This is a genomic window from Bradyrhizobium sp. 33ap4, from assembly GCF_032654765.1.
GTDB lineage: Bacteria > Pseudomonadota > Alphaproteobacteria > Rhizobiales > Xanthobacteraceae > Bradyrhizobium > Bradyrhizobium australafricanum.
The window spans coordinates 19,099-41,053 of record NZ_JAUMTJ010000008.1; the positions used below are offsets into that span (position 1 = coordinate 19,099).

Genomic DNA, 21,955 nt, shown 5'->3' on the forward strand with positions numbered 1-21,955 from the left:
CCAGCTTAGACCTCCCGAGCTGGGCCACTTGCGACCATCCTGTCCCGCAGCGGGATGGTCGCTCCTTTCCTTGAGAAGGAGGCGGGGATGGCGACCCAGCAGACCCAACTGCTTGCACGCACGCTGCTCACGCCCGCGGTGGCGCTGCTGTTCATCTGGATGATCGTGCCGCTGGCGCTCACGATCTATTTCGCGACCCTGCATTACAATCTGCTCGATCCCGGCTCTGAATCATTCGTTGGGCTGGAGAATTTCCGCTACTTCCTGACCGATCCGGCCTTCCTCGCCTCGTTGCAGAACACGTTGGTGCTGGTCGGCTCGGTGCTCGCGATCACGATCATCCTCGGCGTGCCGCTGGCGCTGCTGCTCGACCAGCAGGTGGTCGGGCTCTCGATCGTCCGCCTGATGGTGATCGCGCCGTTCTTCGTGATGCCGACGGTGAGCGCGCTGGTCTGGAAGAACCTGTTGATGCATCCGGTGTCGGGCCTGTTCGCCTGGATCGCGCATCTGTTCAGGCTGCCGGCGATCGACTGGTTCAACGACGCGCCGCTGTTTTCGGTGATCCTGATCATCTCCTGGCAATGGCTGCCGTTCGCAACCCTGATCCTGCTCACCGCGCTGCAATCGCTCGACGAGGAGCAGAAGGAGGCGGCCGAGATGGACGGCGCGAGCGCGATCTCGACCTTCATCTACATCACGCTGCCGCATTTGGCGCGCCCGATCACCGTGGTGATCCTGATCGAAACCATCTTCCTGCTCACGGTGTTCGCGGAGATCTTCGTCACCACCGGCGGCGGCCCCGGCCTGCAGACCACCAACATCGCCTTCCTGATCTATTCGCAGGCGCTGATCCAGTACGATGTCGGCAGCGCCTCGGCGGGTGGCCTGGTCGCGGTGGTCCTCGCCAACATCGTCGCCTTCTTCCTCGTTCGTATCGTCGGCCGGAATCTGGAGGCGTAACGTCATGGCGCGGATGGTCACGACACGGCGCAAGGTGATCTCGACGGCGGCGGCCTGGCTGGTCGGCTTCCTGATCTTCTTCCCGATCCTCTGGATGGTGCTGGCGAGCTTCAAGACCGAGCTCGAGGCGTTCGCGATCCCACCCTCGTTCCTGTTCTTTCACTGGACCACCGAGAACTATGCCACGGTGCAGGAGCGCAGCGACTATTTCCACCACGCGCTCAACTCGATCATCATTGCCGGCGGCTCGACCTTGATCGCGATGCTGATCGCGATCCCGGCGGCGTGGTCGATGGCGTTCTCGCCGACCAAGCGGACCAAGGACGTGCTGCTCTGGATGCTGTCTACCAAGATGATGCCGCCGGTCGGCGTGCTGGTGCCGATCTATCTGATCTACCGCACCTTCGGTCTGCTCGACACCCGCTCTGGCCTGATCTTCATCCTGTGCCTCGGCAATCTGCCGATCGTGATCTGGATGCTGTTCACCTATTTCAAGGAGATCCCGAAGGACATCCTCGAGGCGGCGCGAATGGACGGCGCCACGATCGGGCGCGAGCTGATCTATGTGCTGACGCCGATGGCGGTGCCGGGGCTGGCCTCGACGTTGCTGCTCAATCTGATCCTGGCGTGGAACGAGGCGTTCTGGACCCTCAATCTGTCGACGCTCGAGGCGGCGCCGCTCACCGTCTTCATCGCGTCCTATTCCAGCCCGGAAGGATTGTTCTGGGCGAAATTGTCGGCGGCGTCGACGCTCGCGATCGCGCCCATTCTCGTGCTCGGCTGGTTCAGTCAGCGGCAGCTCGTCCGCGGACTGACCTTCGGCGCGGTCAAGTAGCAGAAAGGCTTTTGCCATGGGTCAGATTACGCTGCAGGGTGTGCAAAAATCGTTCGGGCCGGTCCACATCATCAAGGGCGCCGATCTCGACATCGCCGACGGCTCCTTCGTCGTGTTCGTCGGTCCGTCCGGCTGCGGCAAGACCACGCTGCTGCGGCTGATCGCAGGGCTCGAGGATGTCACCGGCGGCGCCATCCTGATCGATGGACGCAACGTGGTCGACGTGCCGCCGGCCAAGCGCGGGCTGTCGATGGTGTTCCAGTCCTACGCGCTCTATCCGCATATGAGCGTGCGCGGCAACATCGCGTTCGGCCTGAAGATGGCCGGGATCGCCAGGGACGAGATCAACCGCAAGGTCGAGGCCGCCGCGGCGACGCTCAACCTGACGCCCTATCTCGACCGCAAGCCGCGCGAGCTCTCCGGCGGCCAGCGCCAGCGCGTCGCGATCGGGCGCGCCATCGTGCGCGAGCCGAAGGCGTTCCTGTTCGACGAGCCGCTGTCCAATCTCGATGCCGCGCTGCGCGTGCAGATGCGGCTCGAGGTGACGCGGTTGCAGAAGCAGCTCGGCACCACGGCGATCTACGTCACGCACGACCAGGTCGAGGCCATGACCATGGCGGACAAGATCGTGGTGCTGAACGGCGGCAAGATCGAGCAATACGGATCGCCGCTCGAGCTCTATGAGAAGCCTGCCAACCTGTTCGTCGCCGGCTTCATCGGCTCGCCGAAGATGAATTTCGTCACCGGTGAGATCGCCAAGCAGCAGGGCGCCGCGACCATCGGGGTACGGCCCGAGCATCTGAAGGTCGAGCGCGACGGGCAGGGCGGCTGGCACGGCACCGTCTCGGTCGCCGAGCATCTCGGCAGCGACACCTTCCTCTATGTCGACGCCGGACCGCTGGGAATGCTGACCGCGCGCTATGTCGGCGAGCTCGACCTGCATCCCGGCGACCGGGTGTCGCTGATCCCGGATCCGGCGCGCATCCACCGTTTCGACGACAGCGGAAAATCGATTCACGCGTAGAGCATGATCCGGACCCGGAGGGCCGCGTTAGTGCAAAGCGTGAAGCGGCTTTCCGAACAGATCATGCTCAAAGAGAAGCTAAGGAAGAAGAAAATGTATCTCGAAAAATTCAGGCTCGGCGGCAAGACCGCCATCATCACCGGCGCGGGTCAGGGCATCGGGCTCGCCTGCGCCGAGGCGCTCGCCGAAGCCGGCGCCAAGGTCATCATCGGCGATCGCGACGCCAAGGTTGCCAATGACGCGCAGGCGGCGCTGAAGGCCAAGGGCTTTGACGCCGACATCGCGCTGATGGACGTGACGGATTCCGGTCGCGTCGCTGCGGTCGCCGACGAACTGGTCGGCAAGTACGGCAAGGTCGACATTCTCGTCAACAATGCAGGCATCGCCCGCAGCGAGACGCCGGCGGAAACCGTGACCGACGAGCACTGGCTCAACGTCATCGACGTCAACCTGAACGGCACCTTCTGGTGCTGCCGCGCCTTCGGCAATCACATGCTGAAGGCGAAGTCCGGCACCATCGTCAATGTCGGCTCGATGTCCGGTTTCATCGTCAACAAGCCGCAGGAACAGTGCTTCTACAACGCTTCCAAGGCCGCGGTGCATCACCTGACCAAATCGCTCGCCGCCGAATGGGGCGCGCGCGGGGTTCGCGTCAACGCCGTGGCGCCGACCTATATCGAGACGCCGCTGAACGCCTTCGTGAAGAACAGCCCCAGAATGTACGACGCCTGGATCGGTGGAACCCCGATGGCGCGGATGGGGCAGGTTGACGAGATCGCCTCCGTGGTGCTGTTCCTGGCGTCCGAGGCGGCGAGCCTGATGACCGGAAGCATCGTTCTGGTCGATGGCGGCTACACTTGCTGGTAGGCTTGCGCCCGGGGATCGTGCTCAACGGAAGATAGAGCGGTCATGCGGCAAGCCTTTATTGGGGTGGACGTCGGCAGCACCAGCGCCCGGGCGGGCGTGTTCGACGAGTCGGGGAAGCTGCTCGGGTCGGCCCGGCATCCGATCCGAGTCTGGCACGAGCCCGGCGATATCGTGGAGCAATCGTCCGATGACATCTGGGCGGCCTGCGTCGCCTCCGTGCGCGGTGCGATGCGGGAGGCTGCGGTTGCCGCCGAACACGTCAAAGGCATCGGCTTCGACGCGACCTGTTCGCTGGTTGTGCTGGATGGGGAAGGCCGGCCGCTCACCGTCAGCCCGTCGGGCGATCCCGTACGCAATGTCGTGGTCTGGATGGACCACCGCGCGATGGACGAAACCGAATTCGTCAACGCGACCGGCGACAAGGTGCTGCGCTATGTCGGCGGCGCCATCTCGCCGGAGATGGAGATCCCGAAGATCCTCTGGCTGAAGCGGCATCTGCCCGCGACCTTCGAGGCCGCCGGGCATTTCTTCGATCTTGCCGACTATCTCTCATTCCGCGCGTCCGGCTCGCTGGGGCGCTCGACCTGCACGGTCACCTGCAAATGGACCTATGTCGCCGGCGAGGGCGGCTGGAGCGAATCCTTTTTCAAGCGGGTCGGGCTCGAGGCGCTCGCGGCCGACCGTTTTGGGCGGATCGGCAGCGAGATCGTGCCGCCCGGCTCGCCGCTCGGTCGCGGGCTGTCCGAGGATGCCGCGCGCGATCTCGGCCTGCTGCCGGGAACCGCGGTCGGTGCCTCCCTGATCGATGCCCATGCCGGCGGCGTCGGCGCGATCGGCGGCCGCGATGGCTCCGGCGCCGAGGTCGATGTCTGCCAACGGCTCGCCTACATCATGGGAACGTCGGCCTGCATCATGGCGACGACGGTCGATCCCTGCTTCGTGCCCGGCGTCTGGGGCCCGTATTTCGAAGGCATGGTGCCGGGCTTCTGGCTGAACGAGGGCGGCCAATCGGCGGCGGGCGCCGCGATCGATCACCTGCTCAAGTCGCATCCGGCGCATGCCGAGGTTGCGCTCGCGGCGAAGACCGACGGCGTCGACGTCATCGAATATCTCGAGAGGCGCATCCTGGCGCGCAGCGGCAATGCCGGTGCTGCGGCGTTGCTCGCGCGCAACGTTCACGTTCTGCCGGAGTTCCTCGGCAACCGTTCGCCCTATGCCGATCCCGGCTCGCGCGCGGTGATCGCGGGGCTCGATCTCGACACCGACGTGTCGGCGCTGGAGCGGCTGTTCATCGCCGGTCTGTGCGGGCTGGCCTATGGCCTTGCCGACGTCATCGACGCCTTGCAGGCGCATGGCCTCAACGGCAAGACCATCGTGATCGGCGGCGGCGCGAGTCGCAGCCCCCTGGTGCGCCAGATCATGGCCGACACGACAGGCTACACGGTGGCACTGCCGCAGACCCAAGAACCCGTCTTGCTCGGCGCCGCGATGCTGGGCGCGGTCGCCAGCGGCGCGCACAACTCGATCAATGCGGCGATGGCCGGCATGTCGGCGCTTGGACGGTTGAGCGAGCCGACCAGGCCGGAGCTCGCCGAGTTCCACCGCAAGAAGCGCGGCGTGCACAAGATGCTGCGAGAGCTTGACCGCGACAGCCGCGAGGCGATGAGGCGGGTGCCCGGCGAAGCGCCGACGTAAGGTTTGCCCCATGCTGCTGAGTTGCGGAGATGCGCTGATCGATTTCCTGCCGTCGAAGACGGCGGACGGACGTGAGGCCTTGACGCCCGCCGTCGGCGGCTCCTGCCTCAACATCGCGATTGGCAGCGCCCGGCTCGATGTTCCCACCGGCTTTGTCGGCGGCATCTCGACCGACATCTTCGGCAGGATGATCGCCGATCATGCCGCGGCGTCCGGCGTCGATCTTCGTCGCGCCACGCGGAGCAATCGCCAGGCCACGCTGGCCTTTGCGCGCGTTACCGGCACCGAGACGCAATACGCCTTCTATGACGCCGACACCGCGTCGCGGAACTGGACCTATCGGCGCGATGCGGTCGCTCTTGACGGCGTCACCTGCGTGCACACCGGCTCGACCACGCTGGTCCATGACAAGGGTGCGGCGGAGACGCTGGCCTTGATCGAGGATGCGCGTCCGAACGTGACGATCTCGCTCGATCCGAACTGCCGACCGAACCTCGTCAAGGACAAGGACGCCTATCGCGCGCGCATGCTGGCGTTCTGCGGCAAGGCCGACATCGTAAAGATGTCCGACGTCGACTTCGCCTATCTGTTCGGTGACGAGGCCCATGCTGCGCGGGCCGAGACGCTGCTGTCGGGCGGCGCATCGCTCGTCGTCATTACGCGCGGCAATGATGGCGCTTGCGCCTGGCATCGCAAGGCAGGACCGATCGCGGCCGAAGCGCCGGTGGTCAACGTCGTCGATACGATCGGCGCCGGGGACAGCTTTCAGGCGGCGCTGCTCGCCGCGTTGCATCGGTTGGACCGGATCGCGCAGCCGCAGTTGCGCGACGTCTCCGCAGCCGAGCTGACCCGTGCGTTGTCCTTTGCCTGCAAATGCGCCGCTTTCACCTGCACGCGGCCCGGCGCCGATCCGCCGCGCAGCCGGGAGTTGCCGGCCGACTATTGGTAAGCCATGCAGGGCCTCAGCCGGCGCGGCCTCCCGCGCGATGCCGTCGCTTGACGCTTAGTCTCATTTTGCGTGCTGCGCCTGCGAAGGCAAATCTGCCCGGCGATGCGTGAAAGCGTCCGAAGCACCCGATATCGCTCGGATTTGATGCCAACCCGCGATCGCTGCATTTCGATCGTGCGAAGTCATGCTGCTTCGGCTTCGCATTGAGCGCATCGGTTGTCTTTGTGAAAGACCGCGCTAACATGGAATCCATCCATCGATACCTGTCTTCGTCCTTTTTTGATCGTCTATTGCAGCGCAACCAGGCCACGCAACGGGTTGCGGGCTCGCCAGGGCGACCGGGCCTCGAAGGGAAGTAGCAGACACGCATCCCTAATATTGCCAAGAAACAACGGGGGAAGATATGTATGTGAGAGGGATTGCGGCATTCGCCGCCGCGCTCGGCGTTGGCCTGTTGTCGGGCGCCGCCATCGCGCAGGAAGTCAAGCAGGAGAAGCAGTCGGTCCTCGGCAACGCCAATGTTTCTCCGGTAACCCAGGAGCAGCTCAACGCCGCCGACAAGAACAGCAGGGATTTCCTGCTCACCAACGGCAACTATGCCCAGACGCGATTCTATCCGGGCAAGCAGATCAGCCGGGACAATGTGAAGGACCTGCACGTCGCATGGATCTTCCAGACCGACGTCAAGGAATCGCTTGAGACATCTCCAATCGTCGTCGATGGCGTGATGTTCGTCACGACGTCGTTCAGCCATGTCTATGCGCTCGACGCCAAGACCGGTCAGCAGCTCTGGCACTACGCCCACAAGATGGGCCCGATCACGGTTTATTGCTGCGGTCCCAACAATCGCGGCGTCCAGGTGCTCGGCGACCGGGTCTATCTGGCGACGCTCGATTCCAAGCTGATGGCGCTGAACGCCAAGACCGGCGAGGTGGTCTGGACCACCAACATCGCCGATCCCGAGCTCGGCTACAGCGAGACGATGGCGCCGACCGTGGTTAAGGACAAGGTGCTGATCGGAACCAATGGCGGCGAATACGGCATCCGCGGCTTCGTGCGCGCCTATGACGCCAAGACCGGCAAGCAGCTCTGGAATTTCCACACCATTCCGGAGAACTCCGTCGGTGTCTGGGCGACCAAGGATGCCACCGGCCGTGACATGCATCGCAATATCCAGGCCGAGAAGGACATGCTCGCCAAGATCGGCGATCCCTATGCCAAGCTCGGTGGCGGCGTGTGGCAGAACCCGTCGGTCGATCTCGCGACCAACCGGATCTACTTCGTCGTCGGCAACCCGTCGCCCGACCTCGACGGGTCGAACCGGCCCGGCGACAACCTCTACACCAATTCGCTGGTCTCGCTCGATCTCGACACCGGCAAGTATGTCTGCCACTTCCAGTACATCGCCCATGACGTCTGGGACCTCGACGCGGTCAGCCCGACGGTGCTGGTCAACGTCAAGGACAAGAGCGGCAAGACGATTCCCGGCGTCATCCATGCCGGCAAGACCGGGCACATCTATGTGCACGATCGCAAGGATTGCAGCCTGATCCGCTTCTCCGAGGCGATGGTGCCGCAGGAGAACATGTGGGTGCTGCCGACCAAGGAAGGCGCGCGCATGCTGCCCGGCGCCAATGGCGGCGTCGAATGGTCGCCGATCGCAACCGATCCGGGACAGGAGCTGGCCTACGCGATCAATCTGCACCAGCCGATGACCTACCACGTCGAAAGCTCGGCCTATCCGAACGGCAAGCTTTGGCTGGGCGGCGCCTTCAAGGTGATCCCGGGCGAGAAGCAGGCAGGCAACATCACCGCGGTGAACTACAACAACGGCAAGATCAAATGGCAGGTCAACACGCCCGAGCCGATGATCGGCGGCATCCTCGCCACCGCCGGCGGCCTGGTCTTCACCGGCGAAGGCAACGGCAAGTTCGCGGCCTACAATTCGTCGAACGGCAAGGAGCTGTGGAGCTTCCGCGCCGGCGCCGGCGTCAACGCGCCGCCGTCGAGCTACATGGTCGGCGGCAAGCAATATATCGTGGTCGGCGCGGGCGGTAACACCCAGCTCGACTACAAGCGTGGCAACAACATCATCGCCTTCACGCTCGACTGAGCCGGGCCTGATGCATCATCACGCGTGCAAACATTGACGGCGAGGCGGGACCGGTTCGGTCCCGCCTCTGTTTTGGTCGGATAAAAGGTCCAGCCACGTCATTGCGAGCGAAGCGAAGCAATCCATTGTGCCGCGTTTGTGGAAGCATGGATTGCTTCGTCGCTCCAGCGCAAAATTGCTTTGCAATTTTGTCGCGAGCTCCTCGCAATGACGGAGGTGGACCGATACTGCGCCTCAGGATCAGCCAATGTTCGGTAAATTGATGATTTGCGGCGTCGCGCTGTTGCTGATGGCAGCGCAGGCGCGCGCAGAGACGATTGAGGAAAAAGTACAGGTCTGCGCCGGCTGCCATGGCGAGAACGGCAAGCCCGTCGACAAGACCATTCCGACGATCTGGGGCCAGCAGGCCGGCTATCTCTACATCCAGCTGCGCGATTTCAAGCGCGGTGATCGCAAGAACGAGATCATGCAGCCGATCGCGGCGCAGTTCGAGCGCGACGATATGCTGGCGATCGCGGAATATTTTTCGCAGAAGCCGTGGCCTGACCTCGGCCAGCCGCGCGCGCCCAAGGACGTGGCGGAGAAGGCGGTCAGCGCCAGCCGCTCGGTCGGTTGCCCGGCTTGCCATCTCGATCGCTTCCAGGGCGACGGCACGGTGCCGCGGCTTGCCGGCATGGGACGGGATTATCTCGCCAAGACCATCGCCGATTTCCGCACCCGTGCGCGCGGCAACAATCCCGGCATGTCCGACCTGATGCTGGCAACGTCGCGCGACGACCTTGCCGCATTGGTGGACTATCTGGCGGGGCTGTGAGCGGCGGGCACTCGTCATGCCCAGGCTTGTCCCGGGCATCCGCGTCTTGGTATCCAGGCAAAAGAAGACGTGGATGGCCGGGACAAGCCCGGCCATGACGTCCGAGCAAGTCGCCTCAACGCGGCGTCAGCTCTTCGCGCAGCACTGAGAGGATGGTGAGATCGGCGGCGTGCTTGCCGGCCTTGTCGGCCAGCGCAGGGTCGGCACCGTGCGCCAGCAGTGTCCTGGCAATCGCCGGATGATTGCCTTCGGCGGCGATCATCAGCGCGGTGCGGCCGCGCGCATCGCGGTCGTCGACCTTGGCGCCGCCTTCCAGCAGGTACGAGACGACCTCCAGTGCTTGCGCCTCCGGCACGGTCTCGTCAGGGCCGGCGGCCCACATCAGGAGCGTCAGATCGTTGGCGTAGCGCGCGTTGATGTCGATCTCGTGCGCGAGCAGCTGCTTGACGATGCCGAGCTGGCCGCCCGCCGCGGCGTAGACGACCGGCGGCTTGCCGGTGTCGTCTGCCTTGCGGCCGTCGGCGCCGTGCGCCAGCAGCATGCGCACCACCATGTCCCTGCCGGCATAGGCGGCGGCCGCGACCGGGGAGGCGCCGCTACGTCCGGTGAGATTGACGTCGGCGCCGCGGTCGATCAGCCGCTGCACGATCGCGACATGGCCGCGCTCGGCGGCAAAATACAGCGCGGTCGATCCCGCGAGGTTGCGTGCATCGAGCGGCGCGCCGCGTGCCAGCAGCAGGTCGACCATGGCAAGATGGCCGGAGCGGGCGGCGTGGCTCAGCGGCCTTGCGCCCAGCCGGTCCCGCGCGTCGACCGAGGCGCCGTGATCGAGCAGCTCGGTGGCAAGGTTGATGCAATCGGCATTGGCGGCCGCAAATAGCGACAGCGAGATCTCGATCGCGCTGAGCTGGGCCTTGTCGGTTTCGTATTTGCGGATCAGCTCGCGGCATCGCGCCGGATCGAGCGCCGCGAGGCTGCCGTGCACGCTGCCGGCAACGATCAGCGCGGCGAGGGGGATGCGGCGATACAAGGCGTGGTCCTCCGTCATGCTGACAGCAGCGCCATTCGGTCGAGCGTCGCATGATCCTCCGTCGCTGCCAAGCCGCGCGGCCGGGAAGGGCCCGCCGCGCCGGCAGGCCATGCGCCGTCGCGGCTCCGTGGCCTTTCGCCATGCGTCCGAGCCGATGGACTTGCCGCTTGCAGCGCGGCACGATGCGGGCGTCGACCCTATCTGACGCGAGTCCTTGCCCAAATGAGCGACGATCTGTGTCTGCTGTCTGCCGTTGAGCTTCGTGGGCGCATCGCCCGCAAGGAGGTTTCGCCTGTCGAGGTTACGCGCGCGGTGCTCGCCCGTGCCGAGCGGCTGCAACCCGAATTGAACTGCTTCATCACGCTGTGCGGTGACGCGGCGATGGCGCAGGCGAAAGCTGCCGAGCGGCAAATCACGGCTGGCGAGCCGGCCGGTCTGCTCCACGGCATCCCCTTCACCGTGAAGGACATCGTCAACACCAAAGACGTCCGGACGACCTTCGGCGCGGTGCCGTACCGGGACAACGTGCCCGACAATGACGCCGTCGCGGTGGCCCGCCTCCGTGCCCAGGGCGGCATATTGATCGGCAAGACCACGACGCCGGAGTTCGGCAGCAAGTGCCTGACCGACTCGCCGCTGTTCGGGCGGACCCGCAATGCATGGAGTGCCGAGCGGTCCAGTGGCGGCTCCAGCGGCGGCGCGGCGGTGGCCGTCGCGAGCGGCATCGCGCCGCTGGCGGTTGCGACCGATGGCGGCGGCTCCACCCGGATTCCCGCCGCCTGCAACGGTGTGGTCGGAATCAAGCAGAGCAACGGGGTGATCCCGCATAGCCAGGTGCAGGACGCTTTCGGCAACCAGACCTATGTCACGCCGACCACGCGCACCGTTGCGGATACGGCGCTGATGATGCAGGCGATGGCGGGAGAGGATCCGTCGGACCCCTGGTCGATCGGGGTGCCGGTGCCTGACTATCTCGGGCTTGCCGCCCCGCGCGGCGACCTCAAGGGCCGGCGGGTGCTGTTCTGCGTGTCGCCGCCGCGGCGTCCGGTCACGTCCGATGTGGCTGACGCGTTCAAGGCAAGCCTCGACCGTCTGGCGAGCCTCGGCGCCGAGCTCGAAGAGTTTTCCGGCGACGGCTTTGACATCGAGCCGATCTGGCGTGCGATCAATCACACCGTCTGGCGCACCCGCTTCGAGAAGCTCGCGGCCGATCATCCGGATGATCTCAGCGCAACCTTCCTGAAGCAGCTCGCGCTGGCGGCCCAGGTCAGCGGTGTCGACTACCAGCGGGCGATGTTCGAGCGCACCGCGCTCTTCCGCCGGGTGCAGTCGCTGTTCGCGCGCGGCGATCTCCTGGCGATGCCGACCTTGACCCGGTCGGCGCTGCCGATCGACCAGGACCTGTTCGGCACGATCGAGATCGACGGCCGGAGTTTCGACAGCGTGCGGCCGCACTGGTTTCCCTGGACCATGCTGTTCAACATGACCGGGCATCCCGCCGTCAGCATCCCCGCAGGTTTCGGCCGCGACGGCCTGCCGATCGGACTGCACCTGGTCGGCCGCTTCCGGGCCGATGCCGAACTATTGCGCGTTGCAGCGTTGTTCGAGGCGGCGAGCGACTTGCTTGGTCGCTGGCCGGCCTGATGTTGTCGGCGCCGCCGGTCGCGGCGTCGCCGGTTTAGCCGGTCTGCCCGGTGCTCGCATTGGCGACGGCGCGCGCGACATTGGCGATCACCTCGTTGCACTTCTCGATGGGAGCACTTGCCCCGGTCAGGTAAGCCGTCACCACGATCGGCTTGCGGCCGGGCGGCCAGAACACGCCGATGTCGTTGTAGGTGCCGCGCTCGCCGGTGCCGGTCTTGTCGGCAACCCGCCAGTCGCGGGGCACGCCGGCACGCAGCCTTGCGTCGCCGGTTTTGTTGGCGACCATCCAATCGATCAGTTTCTGGCGCGAGGCCGCGGACAGGACATCGCCGAGCACGACGCGCTGCAAGTCCTTCAGCATCGCCACCGGGCTCGTGGTGTCGCGCGGATCGCCTGATACCGCCTCGTTCAGCGCCAGCTCCCAGCGATCGAGCCGGCTCACATTGTCGCCGATGGTGCGGAAGAAGCCGGTCAGGCCGGCTGGCCCGCCGATCTCGCGGAGGATCATGTTGCCCGCAGTGTTGTCGCTCCCTGTGATGGCGGCCTCGCAAAGCTCGGCAAGCGTCATGCCCGAGGCGACGTGCTCCTTGGTGACGGGCGAGTTGGCCAAGATATCCTTGGCCTCGAACCGGATTTGCTGATCGAGGCTGGATTCGCCGCGGTCGATCCGGTGCAGCACCGCGGCCGAGGCCAACGCCTTGAAGGTGCTGCACATCGGGAACCGCTCGTCGCCGCGCCGGCTCGCGCGCAATCCCGTCTCCATGTCGAGCGCGGCGACGCCGAGCCGGCCGCTGGTTGCCAGCTCGATGCGCGCAAACTCCTGCTGCAGCCGCTGCGCCGGCTCGCCTGGTCCTGCCGCTGCGCCTTGCCGCGGCAAAGTGCAGGACACCGCAAGGCCCAGCGCGCGCAATCCAAATGTCCGTCTCGTCAGCATGTCGAGTCTCCCGTTGGCGGCGCGAACCTGCCGGGCGGCGTGACGGCGCACAAACAATCATTTATACAGCGAGACATGAGGAAAACTTGGTCATGACGCCGTGCGCCGGCATCTCCCGCTGAACGCGCTGCGCGCCTTCGAGGCCTCCGCGCGGCTGCTCAGCTTCACCCGCGCCGGGCTGGAGCTGCGCGTGACGCAGACTGCGATCAGCCATCAGGTCAAGCAGCTCGAGGATCTCCTGGGCACGAGCCTGTTCCGCCGGCTGCCGCGCGGGCTGGTGCTCACCGACGAGGGGCTGGCGCTGCTGCCGGTGCTGTCAGACGCGCTCGACCGGATCGGCGCCGCGATCGACCGCATCGAGGCCAAGGGCACGCGCGAGGTCGTGACCGTCGGCTGCGTCACGACGTTCGCGACCGGATGGCTCTTGCAAAGGGTCGACCGCTTCAAGCGCGCGCATCCCTATATCGATTTGCGTCTGCTCACCAACAACAACCGCGTCGACATCGCGGGCGACGGGCTCGATCTCGCGCTGCGCTTCGGCGACGGCTCGTGGCACGGCACCGAGGCGATCCATCTGTTGTCCGCACCGCTCTCGCCGGTGTGCTGCCCCGACGCGGCGGACCGGCTGCGCAAGCCGTCCGATCTCGCGCAGGAATTCCTGCTGCGGTCCTACCGCGCCGAGGAATGGCCGCTATGGTTTGCGGTCGCCGGCGCGCCGTGTCCGAAAATCCAGGGGCCGATCTTCGACAGTTCGGTCGCGATGGCCGAGGCCGCCGCGCGCGGCGTCGGCGTCGGGCTGGTGCCGATCGCGATGTTCGAAAATGAGCTGGCCACCGGCCGGCTCAAGCGTCCGTTCGCGGCCGAGGTCCCGGCGGGATCCTATTGGCTGACCTGGCTGAAGTCGCGCGAGGTGACGCCGGGCATGCGCGCGTTTCGCGACTGGCTGCTCGAGACGCTGCGGACGGAGGTGAATGAGGTGGAGGACGCCGTCGCGCCTGCACCGCGGCGGAAGATCAAGACAAAGGCCGGACCGAAGCCGCGGACCAAGACCAAGCGGCGTTAACGTCTGACGACGTGATTCAACTATCGTCGCCATTATTTCGGAATTATCGAATGATGCCGCTGATTTGCCCGACATGTCAAGTGCCGTGTCGAACGCCCGCAGCCGCCGGCTACTTTGCATGGGGTTGTTTTCGATATTTTAGGCGGTGCGCTCCCGCGCCGGCTGGCTATCGCATCTGGCGCGCGACCTACGCCAGATGGCACGCCACGGAATGCCCGTTCCTGCCTTCCAGCAACTCCGGCGCGCTCTGCCGGCAGCGCTCCTCGGCGATTGGACACCTCGTGTGGAAGTGGCAGCCCTTGGGCGGATTCATCGGGCTCGGCACGTCGCCCTTCAGGCGGATGCGGTCGCGCTTCGCCTTGGGATCCGGCACCGGCACCGCCGAGAGCAGTGCCTTGGTGTAGGGGTGCTGCGGGTTGCGGTAGAGATCGCTGGCCTTGGCGAGTTCGACGATGCGGCCGAGATACATCACCGCGACTCGGTCGGAGATGTGCTCCACGACCGAGAGATCGTGGGCGACGAACAGATAGGTCAGGTTCAGCTCGGCCTGCAGATCCTCGAGCAGGTTGATGACCTGGGCCTGGATCGAGACGTCGAGCGCGGAGACCGGCTCGTCGCACACGATCAGCTTCGGCTCCAGCGTCAGCGCGCGGGCGATCGCGATGCGCTGGCGCTGGCCGCCGGAGAATTCGTGCGGGTAGCGGCGCATGTGCTCGGCCTTCAGCCCGACCTTGACCAGGAGGCTCGCGACGCGGTCCTCGCGCTCGCTGGCCGAGCTCACGAGGTTATGGATGATGAAGGGCTCGCCGAGGATCGCGCCGACCGTCATGCGCGGATTGAGCGAGGCGAACGGGTCCTGGAACACGAGCTGCATGTTCCGCCGCATGGCGCGCAGGTCGCCGCCGCCGAGGCCGGTGACGCTCCGGCCGTCGAACACGACCTCGCCCGAGGTCGGCTCGATCAGCCGCAGCACGCAGCGGCCGGTGGTCGACTTGCCGCAGCCGGATTCACCGACCAGCCCCAGTGTCTCGCCGCGATTGACCGAGAACGACACGCCGTCGACCGCATAGACCTGGCCGACCTCGCGCGAGAGCAGGCCGCCCAGCACCGGAAAATGCTTCTTCAGATTGGAAACGCGCAGCAGCGGCTCGGTCATGACGCGTCTCCGAGGTGGCAGGCCATGCGGTGGCCGGGCGCGATCTCGCGCAGCCGCGGCTCCTTTTCGGTGCAGATGCTCATGGCGTATTTGCAGCGGGCGGCAAAGCGGCAGCCGGGCAGCGGATTGATCAGGATCGGCACCGAGCCGCCGATCGCCTCCAGCCGCGTCTTGTGCGCGGCGTCGAGATCGATGCGCGGGATCGAGCGGATCAGGCCCTGAGTGTAGGGATGGCCGGGATTGCCGAACAGTTCGTCGACCGGCGCCTCCTCCACCACCTTGCCGGCGTACATCACGACGACGCGCTGCGCGGTCTCGGCGACGACGCCCATCGCGTGCGTGATCAGCATCACCGCCATGCCGAAGCGTTCCTTCATGTCCTGCAACAAGTCGAGGATCTGCGCCTGGATGGTGACGTCGAGCGCGGTGGTCGGCTCGTCTGCGATCACAAGCTTGGGCCGGCAGGCCAGCGCCATCGCGATCATCACGCGCTGGCGCATGCCGCCGGAGAACTGGTGCGGATAATGATGCACGCGGCCCGCGGCGTTGGGGATCTGCACCAGCTTCAGCATCTCGATGGTGCGCTCGAGCGCCTGCTTCTTGGTCACCGCCTCGTGGCGGCGCAGGCTCTCGGCGATCTGCTCGCCGATGGTCAGCACCGGATTGAGCGAGGTCATCGGCTCCTGGAAGATGAAGCCGATCTCCTTGGCCCTGATGTCGTCGAGCTGGTGGCTGGTCAGCGGCACCAGGTCGCGGCCCTCGAAGATGATCTCGCCTTCGACGATCTTGCCCGGCGGCATGGCGATCAGCTTCAGGATCGACATCGCGGTGACGGTCTTGCCGCAGCCGGATTCGCCGACCACGCACAGCGTCTCGCCGCGGTTGATGCTGATGTCGACGCCGTCGACCGCCTGCAGGATGCCGTCGTCGGTGGTGAAATGGGTTTTCAGGCCCTTGATGTCGAGCAGCGCCATCAGATCACCTTGCGCGCGTCGAGCGCGTCGCGCAGCCCGTCGCCGATGAAGTTGATGGCGACCACCGCGATGAAGATCGCGCCGCCCGGAAACAGCGCCCAATGCGGGCCGATGTCGAGAAAGTCCTTGGCGTCATAGAGGATGCGGCCCCAGGTCGGCGTATCCGGCGGGAAGCCGAGGCCGAGGAACGACAGCGTCGATTCGGCGATGATGGCGGCGGCGACGTCGATCGTGCCGGCGATGATTACGGGGCCCAGCGCGTTGGGCAGGATGTGGCGCACCACCTGGCGCACCGGGCTTGCGCCGAGTGCGCGCGCCGCCTCGACGAATTCCTTCTCGCGCAGCGACAGGAACTGGGCGCGCACCAGGCGCGCGACCGGCATCCAGCGCAAGCCGCCGATCACCAGCACGATCAGGATGAAGATGCCGCCCTCCGGGCCGAACATCGCCTTCAGCCCGTCGCGGAACAGATAGATCAGCATCAACAGCAGCGGCAATTGCGGCAGCGACAGGAACAAGTCGGTCAGCCACATCAGCGCGTAGCCGAGCGCGCCGCGCGACATGCCGGCGAGCGCGCCGATCAGCGTGCCGACGAACACCGAGACCAGCATCGCGGCGAGACCGACCGCGAGCGAGATGCGCCCGCCATAGATCATGCGGGCGAGCAGGTCCTGGCCGAGATCGTCGGTGCCGAACGGGTGCGCCAGCGAGGGGCCCTGCAGGCCGGCCACGACGTCCATGTCGCTGATCGAGACGCGCCAGACGAACGGGCCGATCACGACGGCTGCGATCAGCAGCAGCAGCAGCACGGCGCTGACCACGGCGGGCCGGTGCCGGCGGTAGCGCCGCCAGGTTTCGCGCCAGGGCGAATAGCCGCGCCGCTCAGCGGAAGGAGATGCGAGGGTCAAGCCAGCCATAGAGGACATCTGCGATCAGGTTGAACAGCACCACGAGACACGCGAAGACGAAGGTCACGGCCATCACGACCGGCGTGTCATTGGCGAGGATGGAGGAAATCAGCAGCGAGCCGATGCCGGGAATCCGGAAGATCTGCTCGGTGACGATGGCGCCGCCGAACACGGCAGGCATTTGCAGCGCAATCAGCGTGACGACCGGGATCATCGCGTTGCGCATCACGTGCTTGACGATCACCTTGGCCTGCCCGAGTCCCTTGGCGCGGGCCGTGGTGACATAGTCGAGCCGGATCACGTCGAGCATCGCCGAGCGCACGAAGCGGGTCATCGACGCCGCCTGGAACAGGCCGAGCACCATCACCGGCATGATCGCCTGCCGGATCATCTCAAGCAGCCAGGGAATGCCGCTGCCCGGCACGTCGGTGTAGACGAAGGGCAGCCAGTCCAGCTTCACCGAGAACACCAGGATGAACAGGATGCCGGTGAAGAAGGTTGGCAGCGAGAAGCCAATGAAGGCGAAGGTGTTGGCGAGCTGGTCGAAGATCGAATACGGCCGGGTGGCGGCATAGACGCCGACCGGGATCGCGATCAGCAGCGCCAGCAGCTGCGCCGAGCCGATCACGTAGAGCGTGGTCGGCAGCCGCTGTAGGATCAGCGTGTCGACATTGATCCGGCTGACAAAGGAAAAGCCCCAGTCACCTTGCGCCATCGCCGCGAGCCAGTGCAGGTAGCGAAGATAGATCGGGTCGTCGAGGCCGAACTTGGCTCGCAGCGCGGCCTGCACCTCGGGCGGCACGTTCGGATTGGTCGCGAGCTCGCTGAACGGATCGCCCGGCGCGAGCGCCAGCACGACGAACAGCACGAGCGAGATCCCGAGCAGGCTCGGGATCGCGATCATCAGGCGACGCAGGATATATTGACTCATCGAGAGATCATCTAACTAACGCTCGCACCTTGAGCACGTTGATCTTGCTTCCAGTCGAAAGGCGAGCTTCACCTCGCCCCGCGTGCGGGGAGAGGTCGGAATTCAAGCACGGCTTGAATTCCGGGTGAGGGGGAGTCTCCACGAACTCATCTTTCACGGTGTTTGCTGCGAAAGCCCCTCACCCCAACCCTCCAAGAGCGAGCTCCGCTCGTCTCGACCCCGTAAGAACGGGGAGAGGGAGAAGATGCACCTACTCAAACTCCGAACCTGTCCCCGTGTCTCAGGTTTCACGATACCAGTCTTGCAGATTGTCGGTCTGGTTGGCCCAGCCGGAGAGCGCGGGCCGCACCGTGTTGGAGCAGGCTTCCACCGCGAGGCGGTGCATCACCGGGATCACCACCGTGTCCTGCCACATCAGATCGTTGCACTTGATGTAGAGCTCGGCCCGCTTGATCGGATCGGTCTCGGTATCGGCCGCCTCGATCGCGGCGTCGAAATCCTTGTTGACCCAGCGCGGGAAGTTCTGCCCTTGCCACTTGTTCTCCTTGGTCGCGACATTGCGCGACAGATAGCGGCGCATGTGCAGGCCCGGGTCGGGTTGTGTCATCGGGATCTGGAACATCTCGATGTCGGCGTAGAACTTGGAATAGGTGTCGGGGTTGGCGACGTCGGAGGAGAAGAACACCGAGGCCACCACCGACTTCAGCTCGACGTCGATGCCGGCCTTCTGGCAGGCCTGCTTGACGATCGCCTGGGTCTTCTGCCGCGGGCCGTTGATCGAGGTCTGGTACAGCAGCTTCAGCTTCTTGCCGTCCTTCTCGCGGATGCCGTCGGAGCCGACCTTCCAGCCGGCCTGTTCGAGCAGCGCGCTCGCCTTCTCGACCGAGAACTCCCATCTGGTGTTCTTGGAAACGAACTCCTCGGGGCCGTTGAGATAATTGGCGGTGGCGCGGCCGGCGCGGCCGTAGATCACCTTCTTGACGGAGTCGCGGTCGACCAGCAGCGCCAGCGCCTTGCGCACCGCCGGATCCGACAGGATCGGATGCTTGGTCTTGATCGACGAGCGTTCACCGTCGACCTCGGTGTTCGGGTCGGTGAAGTTGATGGCGATGAATTCGATGTCGCCGCCGACGGCATAGAGCGTCTTGCCCTTGCCGCCCTTTTCCAGCCGCAGCAGCACCTCGTCCTCGACCTGGATGTTCCAGGCGAAATCATATTCGCCGGTCTGGATCACCGCGCGCGCCGCCGACACCGCATCGCCGCCGCCCTTCATTTCGATCGTGTCGAAATAGGGCCGGTTCGGCATATGGTAATCGGGATTAATTTCGCCGCGCACCAGATCGCCCGGCTTGAACTCGACGAACTTGTAGGGGCTGGTGCCGACCGGCTTCAGATTGTTCGGCGCCTCGCGCGACTTGCTGCCCTTGTACTCCGCGAAGAGATGTTTTGGGATGATGCAGCCATAGGCGCCGACGAACGCATTGGCCCAGAACGGCGTCGGATCCTTGAACTTGATGCGGACCGTGAGGTCGTCGACCTTCTCCACGGTCACGCCGGAATAGGTCCCGCTCGAGACGGCTGCGGTCGCGGGGTCGGTAGCATATTCCCAGTTGAACACGACGTCGTCGGCGGTGAAGGGTTTGCCGTCATGCCATTTGACGCCGGGCTTGAGTTTCCAGACCACCGACATGGCGTCTTTGGAAAGCCCGCCGTTCTGTATCGAGGGGATTTCGGCGGCGAGGATCGGGTTGAGATGGCCGTCGACGTCCCAGCTTGCCAGCGGTTCGTAGAACAGCCGCGAGCCGTCCTGGTCCTTGGTGCCGGTGGCGAAGTGCGGATTGAGCAGGGTGGGGCCCTGCCACCACAACAGCTTCAGCGGACCGCCGCCGCCGCGCTTGGTCGGCTTGTAGGGATTCGGGCTCTGCGCCATCGCGACGCCGCCGATCGCAAGGATCTGGTTGGCCATCGGCGCGGTGAGGCCGACGGCAATCATTCGCTTGACGAAGGCGCGGCGATCCATCCGCCCGTCCTTCACGTCGTCGATCATGCCACGCAGATTCCTGTCGAACATTGTCCCCTCGGTCCGGCTCAATTGGTTATTGCGGCGGGCCGTGGAACCGGCCGCCGTGTTGGCGGCAGGATGGCACACCGAATGACCGCGAAGGTCAACGCCTCCCGCCCTTCAGCGCCTAGGTCTTTTGGCTATCGCTTGTGCAGAACCTCCCCTTGCCGCACACCGGTTCAGCAGATCGACGCCAAAGCACGCCCTTGCGCGCCTCGCAGTGCGGAAAATTTGTTCGTTATCCTTTGTTCCGAGATGCTTTTTTGCCACGCAGGCCGGAGTTCGCGTCTGAAGCGATCCGTCCACAAACTCGTCATGCCCGGCCTTCTGCCGGGCATCCACGTCTCCGTTTTCGCGTGAGAAAGTCGTGGTTGGCCGGGACAAGCCCGGCCATGACGATGGGGATATGCGATCGCTTGATCCCGGAGAGCAGGTCCGGCCCGCACACGCGGTTCTCAGGCGATCGACATGTCCAACGGCGGTGCAACATTCGCCGGCAGCGGACTGACATAGGGCGTTCTTGTGGTCCGCTTCTTGAGGTCGGCCTTGGCGGCCGCGATCAGCTCCGGCTCCATCAGCGCCTTGACGCCGAGGCCGGCCATCGCCTTGGCGGCCTGCACCATCGCCTTGTGCGCGGCCGGCGTCTTGCCCTGCGCCACAACCTGCCAGGTGTGGAACGGCGTGCCGATTGCAACCGTCGGTGCATGGACCTGCACGGTCGGCACCACCCAGCTGACGTCGCCGACGTCGGTCGAGCCGATCAGCGGATTGCGCTTGGCGTCGATCGGCACCAGGAAGTCGGCGAGCGGCCGGTCGGTCGGCTCCATGCCGATCGCGTAATAGACCGAGGCGATGTCCTTGTCGGTCAGGGTTGCGCGGATCCTGCCGGCGAAATCCTTGTCGGCATCGTCGAAATGCGGCGGGCCGAGCTCTTCCATGATCCGGTGCAGCGTCTGTTCCAGCGGCGTGTTGGGCAGGATGTTGGAGACCGCGGAGATGATCTTCATCTCCACCTTGGTCTCGGTCATCAGCGCCGCGCCCTGCGCGATCTTGTGCACGCGCTCGACCAGCTCGTTCATGCCGGGCAGGTCGCGGGCGCGGATCGAATAGCGCACCCGGGCATGGGCCTGCACCACGTTGGGCGCGATGCCGCCGGTGTCGAGCAGCGCGTAGTGCACCCGCGCGTCGCTCGGCATGTGCTCGCGCATGTAGTTGACGCCGACATTCATCAATTCCACCGCATCGAGCGCGCTGCGGCCGAGATGAGGCGAGGCTGCCGCATGCGAGGTGCGCCCGGTGAAGATGAAATCGGCGCGGGTGTTGGCGAGCGACGGCGTCACCGCCACCTCCCAGAAGCTGTGCGGATGCCAGGTGATGGCGATGTCGGCGTCCTCGAACGCGCCACAGCGCACCATGAAGGCCTTTGCCGCGCCGCCTTCCTCGGCAGGACATCCGTAATAGCGCACGCGGCCCGGCACCTTGTTGGCCGCAAGCCAGTCCTTCACCGCGGTCGCGGCGAGCAGCGCGGAGGAGCCGAGCAGATTATGTCCGCAGCCATGGCCGTGGCCGCCGCTCTCGACCGGGCGATGCTCGGCGATTCCGGCCTCCTGGCTGAGACCGGGCAGGGCGTCATACTCGCCGAGGAAGGCAATCACCGGGCCGCCTTCGCCCCATTCGCCCATCACCGCGGTCGGGATGTCGGCGACGTTCTCGGTGATGCGAAAACCCTGATGGCGCAGTTCGGCCAGATGTTCGGCGGATGAGCGCGCCTCTGTGTAGCAGACCTCGGGCATCGCCCAGACCCGGTCGCTCAATTCGATGAAACGCGGCTTGATCGCGTCGACGCCGCGCCAAACATCACTACGGTTGTCCATTTGCTCCGATCCCTTAACGCTAGAGCATGATCCGGAAAAGTGTGAAGCGGTTTTCCGAAAAGATCATGCTCAGACAATGAGCCGAAGCGCGATGATCTCATCGCGCTTTGGGCAATCTGAAG

18 protein-coding genes are annotated in these 21,955 nt (G+C 65.4%); 10 read left to right on the top strand and 8 right to left on the bottom strand.

Features of this window, described 5'->3' with window-relative positions; all coding sequences use genetic code 11:
• Positions 1-87 precede the first annotated feature (87 nt).
• The 8 genes from Q2M23_RS08090 to Q2M23_RS08125 all read left to right on the top strand — a co-directional run bounded on the left by Q2M23_RS08090 (position 88) and on the right by Q2M23_RS08125 (position 9,257).
• On the top strand, positions 88-960 hold the full coding sequence (locus Q2M23_RS08090) for a sugar ABC transporter permease (protein ID WP_316395275.1): 873 nt from the start codon (positions 88-90) through the stop codon (positions 958-960).
• Between the two features lie 4 nt (positions 961-964).
• A complete protein-coding gene (locus Q2M23_RS08095) occupies positions 965-1,795 on the top strand; it encodes a carbohydrate ABC transporter permease (protein WP_028334898.1) in 831 nt (276 codons plus the stop codon).
• Between the two features lie 16 nt (positions 1,796-1,811).
• A complete protein-coding gene (locus Q2M23_RS08100; protein ID WP_057019230.1) occupies positions 1,812-2,819 on the top strand; it encodes an ABC transporter ATP-binding protein in 1,008 nt (335 codons plus the stop codon).
• A gap of 93 nt (positions 2,820-2,912) precedes the next feature.
• The gene (locus Q2M23_RS08105; RefSeq protein WP_057019317.1) at positions 2,913-3,686 is read left to right on the top strand and encodes an SDR family NAD(P)-dependent oxidoreductase; all 774 of its coding nucleotides are present in this window, start codon (positions 2,913-2,915) and stop codon (positions 3,684-3,686) included.
• A gap of 42 nt (positions 3,687-3,728) precedes the next feature.
• On the top strand, positions 3,729-5,381 hold the full coding sequence (locus tag Q2M23_RS08110) for an FGGY-family carbohydrate kinase (protein WP_316395276.1): 1,653 nt from the start codon (positions 3,729-3,731) through the stop codon (positions 5,379-5,381).
• A gap of 10 nt (positions 5,382-5,391) precedes the next feature.
• Positions 5,392-6,330 carry a carbohydrate kinase gene (locus Q2M23_RS08115; RefSeq protein ID WP_316395277.1) on the top strand — a complete coding sequence of 313 codons (939 nt, stop codon included), beginning with the start codon at positions 5,392-5,394 and terminating at the stop codon, positions 6,328-6,330.
• A 403-nt stretch (positions 6,331-6,733) separates the two neighbouring features.
• A complete protein-coding gene (locus Q2M23_RS08120; protein ID WP_168855785.1) occupies positions 6,734-8,443 on the top strand; it encodes a pyrroloquinoline quinone-dependent dehydrogenase in 1,710 nt (569 codons plus the stop codon).
• Between the two features lie 247 nt (positions 8,444-8,690).
• Entirely contained in the window at positions 8,691-9,257 is a 567-nt protein-coding gene (locus Q2M23_RS08125) for a c-type cytochrome (RefSeq protein ID WP_244558909.1), read from the top strand.
• Positions 9,258-9,372: 115 nt separating this feature from the next.
• Here Q2M23_RS08125 and Q2M23_RS08130 read toward each other — a convergent pair whose 3' ends face one another.
• A complete protein-coding gene (locus tag Q2M23_RS08130; protein ID WP_158074220.1) occupies positions 9,373-10,287 on the bottom strand; it encodes an ankyrin repeat domain-containing protein in 915 nt (304 codons plus the stop codon).
• A 222-nt stretch (positions 10,288-10,509) separates the two neighbouring features.
• Between Q2M23_RS08130 and Q2M23_RS08135 the strand changes: the two genes are divergently transcribed.
• Positions 10,510-11,931, top strand: coding sequence for an amidase (locus tag Q2M23_RS08135; RefSeq protein WP_076830648.1), 1,422 nt, complete (start codon positions 10,510-10,512; stop codon positions 11,929-11,931).
• A 34-nt stretch (positions 11,932-11,965) separates the two neighbouring features.
• Here the strand turns inward: Q2M23_RS08135 and bla are convergent, their stop codons facing one another.
• Positions 11,966-12,865, bottom strand: a complete 900-nt coding sequence (gene bla / locus Q2M23_RS08140) for a class A beta-lactamase (protein WP_316395278.1) — start codon at positions 12,863-12,865, stop codon at positions 11,966-11,968.
• 100 nt (positions 12,866-12,965) lie between these two features.
• Between bla and Q2M23_RS08145 the strand changes: the two genes are divergently transcribed.
• Entirely contained in the window at positions 12,966-13,928 is a 963-nt protein-coding gene (locus Q2M23_RS08145; protein ID WP_057019235.1) for a LysR family transcriptional regulator, read from the top strand.
• Between the two features lie 187 nt (positions 13,929-14,115).
• Here Q2M23_RS08145 and Q2M23_RS08150 read toward each other — a convergent pair whose 3' ends face one another.
• The 6 genes from Q2M23_RS08150 to Q2M23_RS08175 all read right to left on the bottom strand — a co-directional run bounded on the left by Q2M23_RS08150 (position 14,116) and on the right by Q2M23_RS08175 (position 21,833).
• On the bottom strand, positions 14,116-15,084 hold the full coding sequence (locus Q2M23_RS08150; RefSeq protein ID WP_168855782.1) for an ABC transporter ATP-binding protein: 969 nt from the start codon (positions 15,082-15,084) through the stop codon (positions 14,116-14,118).
• Positions 15,081-16,061, bottom strand: a complete 981-nt coding sequence (locus Q2M23_RS08155; RefSeq protein WP_229190991.1) for an ABC transporter ATP-binding protein — start codon at positions 16,059-16,061, stop codon at positions 15,081-15,083. The genes Q2M23_RS08150 and Q2M23_RS08155 overlap by 4 nt, the downstream gene beginning before the upstream one ends.
• Positions 16,058-16,975, bottom strand: coding sequence for an ABC transporter permease (locus Q2M23_RS08160; protein WP_028334911.1), 918 nt, complete (start codon positions 16,973-16,975; stop codon positions 16,058-16,060). Before Q2M23_RS08160 ends, Q2M23_RS08155 begins: the two co-directional genes overlap by 4 nt.
• Positions 16,941-17,897, bottom strand: coding sequence for an ABC transporter permease (locus Q2M23_RS08165; RefSeq protein ID WP_016842735.1), 957 nt, complete (start codon positions 17,895-17,897; stop codon positions 16,941-16,943). Before Q2M23_RS08165 ends, Q2M23_RS08160 begins: the two co-directional genes overlap by 35 nt.
• 280 nt (positions 17,898-18,177) lie before the next feature.
• Entirely contained in the window at positions 18,178-19,968 is a 1,791-nt protein-coding gene (locus tag Q2M23_RS08170) for a peptide ABC transporter substrate-binding protein (protein WP_316395279.1), read from the bottom strand.
• A gap of 446 nt (positions 19,969-20,414) precedes the next feature.
• Positions 20,415-21,833 carry a M20 family metallopeptidase gene (locus tag Q2M23_RS08175; RefSeq protein ID WP_057019239.1) on the bottom strand — a complete coding sequence of 473 codons (1,419 nt, stop codon included), beginning with the start codon at positions 21,831-21,833 and terminating at the stop codon, positions 20,415-20,417.
• Positions 21,834-21,955 lie beyond the last annotated feature (122 nt).